The organism is Nocardioides sp. GY 10127, assembly GCF_004919085.1.
Classification (GTDB): domain Bacteria; phylum Actinomycetota; class Actinomycetes; order Propionibacteriales; family Nocardioidaceae; genus Nocardioides.
Genome location: NZ_STGL01000005.1, coordinates 522487 through 537639, shown reverse-complemented (window position 1 = coordinate 537639; position 15153 = coordinate 522487). Strand labels below are relative to the sequence as shown.

12 protein-coding genes are annotated in these 15153 nt (G+C 73.8%); 3 read left to right on the top strand and 9 right to left on the bottom strand.

Annotation, left to right across the window (positions count from 1 at the left end):
• Positions 1-60 precede the first annotated feature (60 nt).
• Positions 61-552 carry an SRPBCC family protein gene (locus E8D37_RS09630; RefSeq protein WP_136569514.1) on the top strand — a complete coding sequence of 164 codons (492 nt, stop codon included), beginning with the start codon at positions 61-63 and terminating at the stop codon, positions 550-552.
• Positions 549-761: a DUF2945 domain-containing protein gene (locus E8D37_RS09625; RefSeq protein ID WP_136569513.1), complete on the top strand. Its 213-nt coding sequence runs from the start codon at positions 549-551 to the stop codon at positions 759-761. Before E8D37_RS09630 ends, E8D37_RS09625 begins: the two co-directional genes overlap by 4 nt.
• Before the next feature lie 119 nt (positions 762-880).
• Here E8D37_RS09625 and E8D37_RS09620 read toward each other — a convergent pair whose 3' ends face one another.
• Entirely contained in the window at positions 881-1636 is a 756-nt protein-coding gene (locus tag E8D37_RS09620) for an SDR family NAD(P)-dependent oxidoreductase (protein WP_136569512.1), read from the bottom strand.
• A gap of 172 nt (positions 1637-1808) precedes the next feature.
• Between E8D37_RS09620 and E8D37_RS09615 the strand changes: the two genes are divergently transcribed.
• Complete coding sequence (locus tag E8D37_RS09615; RefSeq protein WP_136569511.1) at positions 1809-2405, top strand: TetR/AcrR family transcriptional regulator; 597 nt, start codon at positions 1809-1811, stop codon at positions 2403-2405.
• Positions 2406-2435: 30 nt separating this feature from the next.
• Here the strand turns inward: E8D37_RS09615 and E8D37_RS09610 are convergent, their stop codons facing one another.
• From E8D37_RS09610 to E8D37_RS09570, 8 genes are all read right to left on the bottom strand, one after another.
• On the bottom strand, positions 2436-3413 hold the full coding sequence (locus tag E8D37_RS09610; protein WP_136569510.1) for a glutathione S-transferase C-terminal domain-containing protein: 978 nt from the start codon (positions 3411-3413) through the stop codon (positions 2436-2438).
• A 56-nt stretch (positions 3414-3469) separates the two neighbouring features.
• Positions 3470-4510 carry a putative zinc-binding metallopeptidase gene (locus E8D37_RS09605; protein WP_136569509.1) on the bottom strand — a complete coding sequence of 347 codons (1041 nt, stop codon included), beginning with the start codon at positions 4508-4510 and terminating at the stop codon, positions 3470-3472.
• A 75-nt stretch (positions 4511-4585) separates the two neighbouring features.
• Positions 4586-5593: a transglutaminase family protein gene (locus tag E8D37_RS09600; protein ID WP_136569508.1), complete on the bottom strand. Its 1008-nt coding sequence runs from the start codon at positions 5591-5593 to the stop codon at positions 4586-4588.
• Positions 5590-8190: a circularly permuted type 2 ATP-grasp protein gene (locus E8D37_RS09595; RefSeq protein WP_136569507.1), complete on the bottom strand. Its 2601-nt coding sequence runs from the start codon at positions 8188-8190 to the stop codon at positions 5590-5592. The genes E8D37_RS09600 and E8D37_RS09595 overlap by 4 nt, the downstream gene beginning before the upstream one ends.
• A gap of 97 nt (positions 8191-8287) precedes the next feature.
• Positions 8288-11884, bottom strand: coding sequence for a transglutaminase family protein (locus E8D37_RS20305; RefSeq protein WP_240770316.1), 3597 nt, complete (start codon positions 11882-11884; stop codon positions 8288-8290).
• Between the two features lie 296 nt (positions 11885-12180).
• Complete coding sequence (gene hisC / locus E8D37_RS09580; protein WP_136569506.1) at positions 12181-13272, bottom strand: histidinol-phosphate transaminase; 1092 nt, start codon at positions 13270-13272, stop codon at positions 12181-12183.
• Positions 13273-13375: 103 nt separating this feature from the next.
• A complete protein-coding gene (locus tag E8D37_RS09575; RefSeq protein WP_136569505.1) occupies positions 13376-13972 on the bottom strand; it encodes a VanZ family protein in 597 nt (198 codons plus the stop codon).
• A gap of 92 nt (positions 13973-14064) precedes the next feature.
• The gene (locus E8D37_RS09570) at positions 14065-15054 is read right to left on the bottom strand and encodes an arginine deiminase-related protein (RefSeq protein ID WP_240770315.1); all 990 of its coding nucleotides are present in this window, start codon (positions 15052-15054) and stop codon (positions 14065-14067) included.
• Positions 15055-15153: the final 99 nt, after the last annotated feature.

The window sequence follows — 15153 nt, the reverse complement described above, 5'->3', positions numbered from 1 at the left end:
GGCGGCGCGCGGGTCCCACGGGGTGGTACCGGACGTGGGGGACGCGTCTACGGTCGGCGCATGAGCGTGCAGTCCTCGATCGTGGTCCAGGCCCCCGCGTCCGTCGTCTTCGACATCGTCGCCGACCCCCGCCAGCACGCCCGGATCGACGGCTCCGGCACCGTGCTCGGGGACGCCGACGGGCCGGACCGGCTCGCCCTCGGCGACACCTTCGGCATGGGGATGCGGCTCGGCGTCGGCTACCGGACCCGCAACACCGTCGTCGAGCACGAGCCGGACCGGCTCATCGCCTGGCGCCACGTCGGCCTGCACCGGTGGCGCTACGAGCTCGAGGAGCTCCCCGCCGAGGACGCCCACGACGCCCAGGACGCCGGCGGGCCCCGCTGCCGCGTCACCGAGACGTGGGACGACTCCCGCTACCCCGCCGCCGGGCGGCTCGCACTGCGCCTCCTGGGGTACCCCTCCAAGAACCTGCGCGCGATCGAGGAGACGCTCCGGCGCCTGCGCGACGCGGCCGAGCAGGACGCACGACGAGGCGAGGAGGACGCATGATCCGCACCGGCACGCAGGTCAGCTGGGCCTGGGGGTCCGGCCGGGCCACCGGCACGGTCGAGGAGGTGCACCGCGACACGGTGCGCCGCACCATCAAGGGCGAGGACATCACCCGGCACGGGAGCGAGGACGACCCCGCGTACGTCATCGCGACCGACTCGGGCTCCCGCGTCCTCAAGCTCGCCTCGGAGGTCGAGCGGGCGGGCTGAGGCACCCGGACCCGGCCCCCAATCGCGGCCCGTGGCAGGCCCGCCACGCAGACCGGCCCGCCCACGGGACGTGGACGGGCCGGGACGAGCCGGCGCCCGCGAGGGGCGCGAGGCGTGGGTCAGCTGGCGGCGTAGCCGCCGTCGACCAGGTGGTAGGAGCCGGTGATGAACGACGCGGCGTCCGAGACCAGGAACGCCACGAGCGAGGCGACCTCCTCCGGCTGGCCCATGCGCTTCTGGGCGTGCTTGGAGGCCAGGAAGTCCTGGGTGGCCTGGTCGAGGTTCGCCTCGAGCAGCGGGGTCTTGATGAAGCCCGGGCCGACCGCGGTGACGCGGACGCCGTCGGTGCCGTACTCGAGCGCGGCGTTCTTGGTCATGCCGAGCAGGCCGTGCTTGGCGGTGACGTAGGCGCCGGAGTTCTCGATGCCCACGGAGCCGAGCACGGAGGCCATGTTCACGATGGCGCCGCCACCGTTGGCCTTCATGGCGTTGACCTGGGCCTGGACGCCGTAGAAGACGCCGTTGAGGTTGACCTCGATGACCTTGCGCCAGGAGTCGAGCGGGTACTCGCCCAGCGGGGCGGAGGCACCACCGATGCCGGCGTTGTTCACGGCGATCTTGAGCGGCGCCATGGCGTTGGCGGCCTCGACGGCCTTGGCGTGGGTCTCGGGGTCGGAGGCGTCGCCGACGAAGGCCTGGGCGATGCCGCCGGCCTCCTCGATCTCGGCGACGACCTTCTCCGCGGCGTCCTCGACGAGGTCCCACACGAGGACGGAGGCGCCGCTGGCGGCGAGGGTGAGGGCGACCGAGCGGCCGATGCCGTTGCCCGCTCCGGTGACGATGGCGGAGCGGTTCGCTACGTCGTAAGTGGCCATGATGATCCTCCTCAGTGTCCGGTCGTACGGCCGGAGATTCTCTTAACCGACATGTGTCGGACTCTGTGGAGGAGTAACCTGCTCGCAACGTGATCCATTCCTGAGACGTGGGTCACATCCTCAGTCGGGGCGACGGAGCCCCGGCGAGCGGCGAGGGACAGCGAGGGGACCGATGGACGCACGACAGCGACGCAGCCGGGAACGACTGCACCGGGCGGTGCTGGCGCTGGCGCAGGAGCGTCCGGTGGCCTCGCTCAGCGTGACCGAGGTGGCGGCCGAGGCCGGCGTCCACCGCACCACGTTCTACGAGCACGCGACCTCCCCCTTCGCCCTGCTCGAGCAGGCGCTCGTCGAGCAGCTCGACGCGTTCCGCACCGGGCTCCTCGACCAGGACACGCCGGTGGAGCAGGCCGTCTCGCACACCACCCGGAGCGTACTCGTGCACGTGCGCGACCACCTGGCCGTCTACCGCCAGGGTCTCGCCGACGACGCCGGGCCCAGCTCGCTGCACGCGATGCTGGCGCGCCACTTCGCCGGCTCGACGCGCGAGCTCGTCCGCGCCGGGCGGATCGACCTCGACGTCCACGCCCCCGGGATCGACGACGACCTCGCCGCCCGGGCCGCCGAGCGGTTCCTGGCCGACGCCACCGTCGGCGTCATCGCCGTCTGGATCCAGGCCCCCGAGCAGGACGTCGACGCCTTCATGAGCCTGTTCGAGCGGCTGCTGCCGCAGTGGTGGACCGTCTGGGCGGCCCAGCCCGTCGGCTGAGCCCGTCAGCGCACCCCGTCAAGCAGAGCCTCAGCCCAGCGACTCACGCCCGTGCGGCGTGAGCCAGACCGACGCGTCCGGACCCTTCGGGACGATGCCGGTGGGGTTGATGTCGGTGTGCACGACGTAGTAGTGCGCCTTGATCTGGTCGAAGTCCACCGTCTCACCGAAGCCGGGGGTCTGGAACAGGTCACGGGCGTAGCCCCAGAGGTTGGGCATCTCGGTGAGCTTGTTCCGGTTGCACTTGAAGTGCCCGTGGTAGACCGCGTCGAACCGGACGAGGGTGGTGAAGAGGCGGACGTCGGCCTCGGTGAGCCGGTCGCCCATGAGGTAGCGGCGGTCGGCGAGCCGCTCCTCGAGCCAGTCCAGGGCGGTGAAGAGCCGGTCGTAGGCGGCCTCGTAGGCCTCCTGGGAGCCGGCGAACCCGCAGCGGTAGACGCCGTTGTTGACCTCGGTGAAGACGCGCTTGTTGACCGCGTCCATCTCCTCGCGCAGGTCCGCGGGCCACAGGTCGGGCGCGTCGGGCTTGTGGAACTCCTTCCACTCGTGGAAGAAGTCGTGGGTGATCCACGGGAAGTCGTTCGTGACGATCTCGCCGGTGCGCTCGTCCACGACAGTCGGCACCGTGATGCCGCGCGGGTAGCCGGGGAAGCGCTTCTCGTAGGCGTCCTTGAGGAAGTGGATGCCGAGGACCGGGTCCACGCCGCCCTCGTCGAGGTCGAACGTCCAGGAGCGCTGGTCGTGCGTGGGCCCGGGCAGGCCGAGGGAGATGACGTCCTGGAGGCCCAGGAGCTCGCGGACGATGATCGCCCGGTTGGCCCACGGGCAGGCGCGCGCCGCGACGAGGCGGTACCGGCCGGGCTCGACCGGCCAGAGCTCGCCGTTGACCGGGCCGTGCTCCGGGGTCCGGGCGCCGGCGGTGATCCGGTCCGGCACGTAGGTCATGTCCCGGTCGTAGCCCTTCCCCTTCTCCACGTAGGACGGGGTGTGCTCGGTCGTCGTCGCCATGGGCCGATAGTAGTTGATATCTGAACTATCTGCCCACCCCTCGGGGTCGCCCCCGCTCAGCCCAGCGGCCGCGTGCCCGTCACGTTGCCGGACCTGGCGCGCACGAGCCCGTCCACGAACTCGAGCTTGTCCACGACCGCCTCCGGGATGACGAAGGGGTAGAGGTCCTCCTTGCCCATCGACCGGTTGACCATGTTGAGCGCCGTCGAGAGCGGTATCCAGGTGTGCTGGACGACGTCGCGGAACGCCGGCTCGACGGCCATCGGCCCGGCCAGGCCGTAGGAGCGCGCCGTCTCGATGGTGTCGACGATGTGCAGGTAGTGCGCCCAGGTCTCGGCGAAGTCCTCGAACGGGTGCATCGTGGCGTAGGTCGAGATGAAGTGGTCGGCCCAGTCCGCCGGCGCGCCCTCGGCGTAGTGCCGGTCGATGGCGTCCTGGTAGCTCACCGTGTCGTCGCCGAACAGCTCCACGTACCGCGCGTGCGTCTCGTCGTCGCGCACGAGCTGCCACTGGTAGTAGTGCCCGATCTCGTGGCGGAAGTGGCCGAGCATCGTGCGGTACGGCTCGCCCATCTGGTCGCGGACCTTCTCGCGGTAGACCGTGTCGGACTCCGCCAGGTCGATGGTGATGACGCCGTCCGCGTGCCCGATCACCACGTTCTCGGCCACCGAGGAGAGCAGGTCGAAGGCCAGCCCCTCGACCTCGTCGGCCCCGGTCCCCGCGCCGTCCTCGCCCTGCTTGGAGAGGATCGGCAGGCCCAGGCCCTCGAGCTCGGTGATGAGCGCGCGCTTGGCCTGCTCGGCGACGGGGTAGTTCGAGATGCCCTCGAGGTCGGCGTCGTTGGGCCGGGTGCGGGTGAGGTGGCACGAGAAGCACCAGCCGCCCTCGTCGCGGGTCAGCCACGTGCAGCCCGAGAGGTTGAGGTTCTTACAGACGTACCAGACCTCGCCGGCGGCGTCGGTGTAGGTGCCCTTGGCGTCCACCGGCACGATGTCGCGCTCGGCGCGCGACCAGCCCAGGTTGGTCCCGCAGGACACGCAGACGGAGTTCTCGAAGTAGAGCGGGTTCGCACAGACCCGGCAGCGGTACGCCTTCACCGCGGAAGGATGACGCATCCGGGCGCCGCGGGGGCACCACCCGCCCGGGGACGCGCCGGAGCCGGTGGCGCCGTGTCAGTCCTCGGACGCCGCGGGGTCGACCGGGGTGCCGGCCGCGGAGGAGGCGGCGGCGGACGAGGCGGCGGACGCCGCCGCCGGCAGCGCGCCCACGACCTCGATCAGGTTGCCGTCCTCGTCCAGCGGCGCCACGTCCACGGAGACCTTGAGCGTGGACCGCTTCGCCTCGGTGAAGATGACGCCCTTGACCGGCGGCACGTCGGCGTAGTCGCGGCCCCAGGCCACGGTCACGTACCGCTCGTTGGCCGTCTGGTCGTTCGTCGGGTCGACCGCGAGCCAGGCGTCCTCGGCGCCGTCGACGCCGGGCAGCCACACCGCGACCCAGGCGTGCGAGGCGTCCGCCCCCACGATCCGCGGCTTGCCCGGCGGCGGGTCGGTGGCCAGGTAGCCCGAGACGTAGCGGACGGCCAGGCCGTGGCTGCGCAGGCAGGCCAGCATGAGGTGGGCGAAGTCCTGGCACACGCCGGCGCGGCTCTCGAACACGTCCGGGATGGTCGAGGTGACCGTGGTGGCGGTCTTGTCGTAGGTGAAGTCCCGGTGGACGCGGCGCATGAGGTCGATCACCGCCTCGCCGAGGGGGCGGCCGGGCGTGAGCGACGCCGCGCCGTACGCGGCGGCCTGCTCGGTCTGCTCGACCAGCGCCGAGGGCAGCGCCAGGTCGGTGGCGTCGCGGGAACCGGGCAGGTCGGGGTGCTCCAGCGGCCGCGCCCGCTCCCACGGCTGGGCCAGCGAGGCCTCCGGGTGGGTCGGCTCGGCGGTGCGGATCGTCGAGACGGCCTCCACCTCCAGCCGGCGGTGGGGCTCGGTGACCTGGAAATAGGTGACGAGGTTGCCGAGGTAGTCCTCGCGGGTGGTGAGGTCGGACGGCGCGGGGCTGACCATCACCTCGCACTGCTCGACCTCCTGCGACGGTAGCGTCCGCGGCGTCACGTAGGCCAGGCCGTAGGAGTCGGTGACCGGCTTGTCGTAGGTGTAGGTGGTGCGGTGGGTGACGCGGTACCTCACGGCCGCTCACCCCCGCCCGGGCGCGAGCCGCCCCGGGGCGTGCGCGGGGGGATGCCGGGCGGTCGCTCCATGTCGTCGGTGATGATCGGGATGGTGCCGGTGACCGGCTCCAGCGGCAGCGACTCCAGCACCGCGAGGCTGTTGAGCGGGCGCGGCGGCGGGCCGACGGCCAGGTAGTGGTCGGCGATGGCGTCGGCCAGCGTCGTGAGGCGGTCGAGCATCGTCTCCAGGAACTCGGTGAGCAGGGGGCGGTCGGCCCCGCCGATGGCCACCAGCGAGGAGACCTCCTGCGCCTCGACCTCGGAGAGCAGGTTCTCCAGCAGCCGCTCCGGCCGCGTGGAGCCGGTCGAGCCGGGGAGGTGCGCGAGGTGCCCGCGCAGCTGCACCAGGCAGTGGAGCAGGGACCGCGGGTTGTCGGGGTCGAGCAGCAGCAGGTCCAGGACGCCGGCGGGCCGGACGTAGCCGCGGAAGCGCCGGCGGTGGGTGACCCCGGACTCGGCGGCCTCGAGCACCGCGCCGAGCACGGCCCGGTCGACGTCCAGCCCTCGGCGCTCGGTGGTGGTGCCCACGAGCAGGTGGCACAGCTGCAGCGCGCGCTCGAGCAGCCGGCCGGCCGAGAGCAGCCGCCAGCCCTCGTCCTGCATCATGTTCGCGGTGCTCCCCTGGAGGGAGAGCAGGCCGGTCAGGTGGCGCCCGGCCGACTCGGCGATCTGGTGGCTGTACCGCGTGCCCTCGAGGAGCTCCACGGCCCGGTCGATGACGCCGAAGGCGCGCCAGGTGTCGGTCGAGAGCTGGTCGCGGACGCCGGCCAGGGCGTCGCGCAGCGAGGCGATGCTGTGCCCGACGCCGCCGACGCGGTCGGCGTCGAGCAGGACGGAGCGGAACTCCTCGTCGAGGTCGGCGTGCACCCGGCCGGCCAGCCGCGCCTGGGACGCGAGGAGCACCTCCAGGCTCGTGCCGCCGGCGGTGCGGGGGCGGGTGCGGTAGTCCTCGGCCACCGCGTGCGTGACCAGCAGGACCCGCAGCAGGTCCTCCGCGCGCTCCGCGTAGCGGCCCGTCCAGAACAGGTCCTCGAGCACGCGGGGCGCGGCCACCGGCGCCGCCCGCCCGGGCGTGGCGGCCAGGACGCCGGAGAGCCCCTGGTCGATGTCGGCCGGGTCGGCCTTGAGCACCCAGACGTCCTTGCTCGCCGAGGAGCGGCCGGTGAGCTCGTCCAGCACGTTCGCCATGCCGCCGACCAGCGGCCGGTACGCGGAGCCGTAGCGCACGGTGAAGGTCCGCAGCGTGACCGGCCGCGGGCGGGCCGAGCCCGCGCGCCAGGTCGGCACCTGGGAGAGCACGGGGGTGCGCTGCCCGACGTAGCGGTGCGGCGTCGCCAGCAGCCGCTGGACGACCTCGCTGCGCGGCAGGCCGGCCAGGCCGGCGTCCTCCCCGTCGATGCCGGTGAGGCGCAGCTCGGGGTCGCTCGCGAACGCGTCGAGGACGGCCTCGAGGCCGGCGGCCTCGCCGCACCACCAGGTCTCGGCCGAGTCCAGCAGCAGCGGCTCGCCCAGCAGCAGCTCGCAGGCCGCGGGCAGGTAGGGCATGAGCGCCGGGTTCTCCAGGACGCCGGCGCCGATGGGGTTCACCACGCGCACCCGGCCGCGCCGGGCCGCCTCGGTGAGCCCGACGACGCCGAGCTGGGACTCCCCGCGCAGCTCCAGCGGGTCCGACCACGCGGCGTCGACGCGGCGGAGGATGACGTCCACCCGCTCCAACCGGCCGCGGGCCTGCCGCAGGTAGACCCAGCCGTCGCGGACGACGAGGTCGCTGCCCTCGACGAGGGGGAAGCCGAGCGTCGAGGCGACGAACGCCTGGTCGTAGGCCGTCTCGGAGTGGGTTCCGGGGGTGAGGACGACGACGCGCGGGTCGGCGGTGTCGGTGGGCGCGGCCTGCATCAGGGCGCTGCGCAGCGCCCAGAAGTACGGCTCCATCCGGTGCAGGCCGGACTCGCGGTAGAGCTCCGGCAGCACGCGGGAGAGGACGCGGCGGTTCTCCATCGCGTACCCGATGCCCGAGGGCGCCTGGGTGCGGTCGGCCACCGCGCGCCAGCCGCCCTCGCCGTCGCGCCCGACGTCCGTGGCGGAGAAGATCAGGGGGTGGCTGTCCGCCATCCGCGCCCCGGCCATCGCCCGGACGAAGCCGGGGTGGCCGAGCACGACCGGCGCGGGCACGACCCGCTCCCGCAGCACCCGCTGCTCGCCGTAGAGGTCCACGAGCAGGGCGTTGAGCAGCTCGGTGCGCTGGGCCAGGCCGACCTCGAGCGGCGCCCAGGTCGGGGCGTCGACGAGCAGCGGCACGGGGTCGAGGCGCCACGGACCGGGCCGCTCGCCGGGGCGGCCGTAGGTGACGCCCTCGTCCGCGAGCATCCGGACGATGTCGCCGTCGACGCGGTAGAGGTCATGGGCGGTGAGGCCCACCGCCAGCTCCGCCAGCGGCTTCCACGCGGGTCGCAGCGAGCCGTCCGGGCCCACCATCTCGTCGAAGCGGCGGGGCCGGACGGTGTCGTCCAGAGGCGGCTGGGAGACCGTGGCCGCGTAGTCGCGCAGGACCGTCACGGCGCCATTCTCACCCGACCCGGCCCTCCGACGCCCGTCGGCGTCGCCGCCGGGTCGCGGCCGACGCACCCCACGTCCGCAGTCACCGCCACCCTCCTCAGGTGAGGAGCGGTCCCGGCACGCGCCGCAGGTCCAGCGTGTGCGGGGTCTCGGCGGACGCCGCGCGGCGGCCGGTCTCGCGCATGGCCGCGACGTCCAGCAGGCCCGGGGTGTGCCCGCGCGGGGCGAACCGGGTGAGGCGACGGGCCTCGGCCTCGTTGGCGTTGACCGGCGGGACGTCATAGTTGCGACCGCCCGGGTGCGCCACGTGGTAGGTCGCCCCACCGAGGCTGACCTGCGAGAACGCGTCGACGACGTCGACGTGCAGCGGCGCGTGCACCCCGATCGAGGGGTGCAGCGCGGACCACGGCTGCCACGCCCGGTAGCGGACGCCGGCGTAGTACTCGCCGGGTCGGCCGGTGGGCGCCAGCGGCACGGGGACGCCGTTGACCGTGACGAGGTGGCGCGAGGGGTCGGCGTCGCGGACGGTGACCTGGACGCGCTCGACCGAGGAGTCGACGTAGCGGCTCGTGCCGCCGGAGGTCGCCTCCTCGCCCAGGACGGTCCACGGCTCGATGGCCTGGCGCAGCTCCAGCTCCACTGCGTTGCCGCCCTGCTCGGGCCGCAGCCCCGGGGTCGTGGGCACCCGGACCACGCCGATCCGCGGGAAGCGGAACTCCGTGAACGGGTCGAGCCAGGACTCCTCGAACGCGATGCCGGCGCCGCGCAGGTCGGCCGCCACCTCGGCGATGTCGGCGATGCAGCCCTGCGGCAGCAGGAACCGCTCGTGCAGGCCCGTGCCCCAGCGCACCAGCGGGTCGGTGTTCGGCCGCTCCCAGAACATCGCCACGAGGCTGCGCACCAGCAGCGCCTGGACCAGCGCCATCTGGGCGTGCGGGGGCATCTCGAACCCGCGCAGCTCCAGCAGGCCGAGGCGGCCGCGGGAGGAGTCCGGGCTGTACATCTTGTCGATGCAGAACTCGGCGCGGTGGGTGTTGCCGGTGAGGTCGACGAGCAGGTGCCGCAGGGCGCGGTCGACGAGCCACGGGCGCGGCTCCAGGCCCTGCCAGGCCAGGGAGTCGGTGATCCGGGAGATCTCCGCGAAGGCGATCTCCATCTCGTAGACGGCCTCCGGGCGCGCCTCGTCGAAGCGCGGCGCCTGGCTGGTCGGGCCGATGAAGCGTCCGCTGAACAGGTAGGACAGCGAGGGGTGCCGCTGCCAGTAGCGCAGCAGGCTCACCAGCAGGTCGGGGCGGCGCAGCATCGGGGAGTCCACCGGCTGGTGGCCGCCGAGCGTGAGGTGGTTGCCGCCGCCGGTGCCGGTGTGCAGCCCGTCGAGGTCGAACTTCTCCGTGGTCAGCCGCGAGCGGCGGGCCTCGTCGTAGAGCGTCTCGGTGAGGTCGCGCAGCTCGCCCCAGGTGCGGGTGGGCTGCACGTTGACCTCGATGACGCCCGGGTCCGGGGTGACGGTGAGGCTGGTCAGGCGCGGGTCCGGCGGCGGGCCGTAGCCCTCGAGGACGACGGGCTGGCGCAGCCGGCGGGCCGCGACCTCGATGATCTTCAGCAGGTCGGCGTACTCCTCCAGCCGCTGGGTCGGCGGGAGGAAGACGTGCACGTGGCCGTCGCGGGCCTCGAAGGCGACGGCGGTGGTGGCCGCGCCGTCCGGGGCGCAGACGCGGACGACCGGGACCGAGGGCTCCAGCGGCGCCCCGGCCTCGAGGTAGGACGGCTGGTCGTCGGGCTCGGGGTCGACCCACGAGACCGAGTCCAGCGGCAGCCGCAGGCCGACCGCGCTCGTGCCCGGGGTGAGCACCAGGCGCCCGCGGCGCAGGCGCCACTGCGGGGAGGTCCACTCCTCGCCCGGGGTCAGGGGCAGGACCCAGCCGGACGGCTCGGTCACCGCCTCGTCCAGGCGCTGGATGAGCTCGAGGCCGGCGGCGTCGAGCCGGTCGACCATCGACACGGGGGCCTCGGCGGCCTCGGCGGCCTCGTCCGGGTGCTCCTCCGGGTGCTCCTCGTCGCGCTCGCGGGCCGCGCGGGCCCGCGGGTCGGTGGGGTCGGAGGGGTCGCGCAGGCCCTTGGCGCCGGGCTCGGCGTCGGAGTCGCGCACCGGGTCGGTCTCGACCCCGTGGTGCTCGCGGGCGGTGCGGGCGTCGGCCACCGGGACGTGCGGGGCCGGGAGCTCCTCGCCGGCGGCCACCAGCGCGTCGACGTGCTCGGGGTCGAGCAGGTCCACCTCGGGCCGCTCGCCGTGCGGGCGGGCCACGGACTCGGCCAGCGCGAGGAACGGGTCCTCGTAGGCGGGCCGCAGCTGCTCGATCGGCAGGCCGAGCGTCCGCGTCACCCGCTGCGCGAGCTTCTCGGCCCGCTCGTGGGCGTCCTCGAAGGCGCCGGAGGTGTCCCACGGCTCGGCCAGCAGCGCGGGGTCGCCCCACAGCGGCTTGCCGTCGGTGCGCCACTGGAGCGCGATGTTCCAGCGGGGCAGCGGCTCGCCCGGGTACCACTTGCCCTGGCCGCGGTGGACGACCCCGCCCACCGCGTACGTCTTCCGCAGGCGCTCGGCCAGGGTGCGGGCCAGCTCGCGCTTGTGCGGGCCGTCGGCGTCGGTGTTCCACTCGTCCGAGATCTGGTCGTCCAGCGCCACGAAGGTCGGCTCGCCGCCCATCGTGAGGCGCACGTCGCCGGCCTCCAGGCGCGCGTCCACAGCCCGGCCCACGGCGTCCACCCGGGCCCACGCCTCGTCGGTGTAGGGCTTGGTGACGCGCGGGTCCTCGTGGACGCGGGTGACGGTGTTGGAGTAGGAGAACTCGACCTCGACCTTGTCGGTGGCGCCGTCGATGGGCGCGGCCGAGGACGGGTGCGGGGTGGCGGAGAGCGGGATGTGGCCCTCGCCGGCGAAGAGGGCGGACGTCGGGTCCAGCCCGATCCAGCCGGCGCCCGGCACGAACACCTCGGTCCACGCGTGCAGGTCGGTGAAGTCCTCGGCCGGGCCGCTCGGGCCGTCCAGGCTCTCCTGGTCGGCGGCCAGCTGGACGAGGTAGCCGGAGACGAACCGCGCCGCCAGGCCGTACTGGCGCAGCAGGCTCACCAGCATCCACGCGGAGTCGCGGCAGGAGCCGATGGCGCTGGCCAGCGTGTGGTCCGGGGTCTGGACGCCGGGCTCCATCCGCACCGAGTAGGCGATCTCGCCCTGCACGGCGGCGTTGAGCTGCGCCAGGAAGTCGACGGTCCGCACGCCCTCGGAGGGCAGGTCCAGCGCCTCGCGCCAGGCGTCCACCTTCTCCGCGTCCTCGACGGGGCGCAGGTAGGGGGCGAGGTCGCTGCGGAGCTCCTCGGTGTAGTCGAACGGGAAGTGCTCGGCGTACTCCTCGACGAAGAAGTCGAAGGGGTTGATGGTGATCATGTCGGCGACCACGCCGACCGTGATGTCGAGCTTCTTCACCTTCTCCGGGAAGACCAGCCGCGCCAGCCAGTTGCCGAACGCGTCCTGCTGCCAGTTGATGAAGTGGTTGGCCGGCTCGACCTTGAGCGAGTACGCGTCGATCGGCGTGCGGGTGTGCGGCGCGGGCCGCAGCCGGACGACGTGCGGGCCCACCCCCACCGGCTCGGCGAAGTCGTAGGTGGTCCGGTGCTCCAGGGCGACCTTGATCGACATGGGGGCAAGACTGCCCGGTCACCGTTACGAGGGCATCACCATCTCACCGAATTGCCCGGTGATTCTCGCTGCGTGCCCGGGTCCGGCGGGGTCTCGGGTGCGTTCCCGGCCCCTCCGGCCGGCCTCTCACGGGCCCCCCGAGGCCTGCGCTGCCGTGGGGTGTCCAGGGCCGCGGGGCCGGCGACGGTCGCTGTTCGCCGTCCTGTGCCTCGTCGGGCGCACCGTCCGGTTCGGGGTCGTCGCCCTCGCGGTCGCCGGCCGGCTCTGACCGCGCCCGGCGACGCCGTCAGCCGCCGTCAGCCGCGGACGAACCGCGCGGCGACCTCGATCAGCCGGTCGTTGGCCTCGGGCTCGCCGATGGACACCCGGCAGCCCTCGCCCGCGAACGGCCGCACGACGATGCCTGCCTCCTCGCAGGCCGCGGCGAGCTCCAGCGTCCGCTCGCCGAGGCCGAACCACACGAAGTTGCCCTGGGCGTCCGGGATCGCCCAGCCCTGCGCCTTGAGGGCGTCGCCGACACGGTCGCGCTCGGCCACCAGGGCGTCGACGCGCTCGAGCAGCGCCTCCTCCGCACCCAGCGACGCGACCGCGGCCACCTGGGCCACCGAGCTCACGCCGAAGGGGAGCGAGACCTTGCGCAGCGCGGCCGCGATCGGCTCGGGGGCCACGGCGTAGCCGACCCGGAAGCCGGCCAGCCCGTAGGCCTTCGAGAAGGTGCGGAAGAGCACGACGTTCTCGTGCCGCGCGTAGGTGGCGATGCCGTCCACGGCGTCGTCCATCCGGACGAACTCCAGGTACGCCTCGTCGACGACCGCCACCACGTGCGAGGGCACGCGGGCGAGGAAGGCGTCGAGCTCGGTCTGCGTGAGCGAGGGGCCGGTGGGGTTGTTCGGGGTGCAGACCATGACGATCCGGGTGCGGTCCGTGATGGCGGCGAGCATCGCCTCGAGGTCGTGGCGGCCGTCGGCGGTGAGCGGCACCTGCACCGAGACCGCGCCGCACGTGGAGACCGCGATCGGGTAGGCCTCGAAGCTGCGCCACGGGTAGACGACCTCGTCGCCGGGCTCGCAGAACGCCGTGAGGAGCTGGTAGATCAGCGCCACCGAGCCCGTGCCCGCGGCCAGGTGGCTCGCCGGCACGCCCAGCTTCTCCGCGAGCCCGGCGTAGAGCACGCCGTTGCCCATGTCGGGGTACCGGTTCATGGTGTCGACCGCCTCGTGCGCCGCGGCGATCACGCCGGGCAGCGGCGGGTAGGGGTTCTCGTTGCTGGAGAGCTTGTAGGTCACCAGGTCCTCCCGCGGGGCCGGCGGCTTGCCGGGCACGTAGGCGGGCACGCGCGCCAGGTGCGGGCGCGGGGTCGGGGTGGCGGGGCGGGCCTCGTCGCTCATGGGCCGCAGGATAGGAGGCACTCGGCCCGCGGCCGAAGCCCTCGCCCGGCGGTCGCCCCGTCCGGGTGGCGCCGCTCTCAGGCGGGGCAATCAGGCGGGGCCGTCAGGCGGCGCGGGAGACCCCGTGGGCGGGCACCCACCCGGGGCGCTCGCGCCACGGTCGCAGCAGGAGGGCGAGCAGGACGCCGGCCGCCAGCCCGATCGCCGCGCCCGTGCTGTTGTCCACGACGTCCGTGACGTCGCACGCCCGGTTGAGGCTCGCGACCTCGAGCTGGGTCCACTCGATGAGCGCCGAGTAGCCGGCGAGCACGAGCAGGCCGAGCGGGACCAGGACACGGCCGGCCCGCCAGCGGCACGCGGCCAGCGCCCACAGCGCGCCGGCCGGCACGAAGATCACCGTGTTGAGCAGGCGCTGCCCGCCGGAGAAGATCCAGAACCCGTCGGGGGCCGGGCCGCCGATGTCCCACGAGCAGCCGGCCAGCCGCTCGTCCGCGTAGACGACGCCGGTGTCGCTGCTGGTCGGCAGCAGGGTCACGAACCCGATGACGGCGATCGCCCAGAGCAGCAGCGCCACCGACCAGGAGAAGACCTCCCCGCGGCCGCGCAGCGCCCGGCGCACGAGCAGGCACAGCAGCCCGGTCAGGGCGATGCCGGCGAGCATCACCGGGATGCCGCCGACGGGGAACTCGCTGCCGAACACGCCAGGCACCCTAGGCAGACGGGGCCAGGAACCGCCTCGCCCGGTGCTGTGCCTGCCTGTGAGGAGCGCCCGGTCAGCGGGTCAGCAGCGGGTCAGGCGACGCCCTCCACCGCACCGGGCAGCACGACGTCCCCGCCCTCGACGCGCGGCAGGTCGCGGCCGACGGTGACGTCGAGCGGGTTGGTGAGGCAGCGGATGGAGCCACCGCCCTTGTGGAACTCGCCGACCTCGACGATGACGACCTCGAAGCCCCACTCCTCCAGGCGGGTGCGCACGCGCGGCGGGCAGGCGGGCATGACGACCGTGCGGCCGACCACCACCGAGTTGGCGGCGAAGGTGCTCAGCGCCTCGGCCTCGGTGAGCACGAGCGGCTCGGGCACGAGGTCGAGCAGCGCGTCGGCGGACGGGCCGTCGAGGGCGGAGGGGCAGACCAGGGCGCGGCGCTCGTCGAGCGGGCAGAAGGCCAGGTCGAGGTGGTACATCCCGGGGTGCGTGATCCGCAGGCCGCGCACGCGGACCTCGAGGGTGCGGGCGAGGTGCGCCAGGGCGTCCTCCTCGGTCCGGGGGCCGTAGCCGACCACGAGGGCGTCGCCGAACGCGAACGCGTCGCCGGCCTCCAGGTGCGGGCCGACGCCGTCGGCGCCGACGAACGAGGTGGCCCGGCCGGCCGCGGCGAAGAACGGCTCCGCCGACCGGGTCTCGTGCCGACGCTCGGCGTAGCGCATGTGGCTCATCACCATGGCGTCGTGGCCGCGGGCGTCGACGTAGCCGAGCCCGAGGTTCATCGCGTAGACCATGTCCGGGGAGTCCGGCCGCTGGTCGAGGACGTCGACCTGCGCGCCGAGGCCGCGCAGGGTCGCCACCATCCGCTCCCACTGCTCGAGGGCGAGCGCCGGGTCGGGCTGGTCGTCGAGGTGCATGAACGGGTTGATGGCGTACTCGACCCGGAAGTGGTCCGGCCGGACGGCCGCGTAGTGCCGGCCCCAGGCCAGCTGGGCGGGCTGCTGCGCGGCGAGCGGCGCGGCCGCGGGGACGGCGTGCAGGTCGGCGGTGCGGGCGGGGTGGTTCCGGGCAGAGCTCACGGCTGTCCTCCTGGGGAGCGTCGGGGGCACATCGGGGGTCGGGGCGGCCGTCGGGATGACGCCGGTCACATCTGTCAGATTGTCAGACAATCTGACATC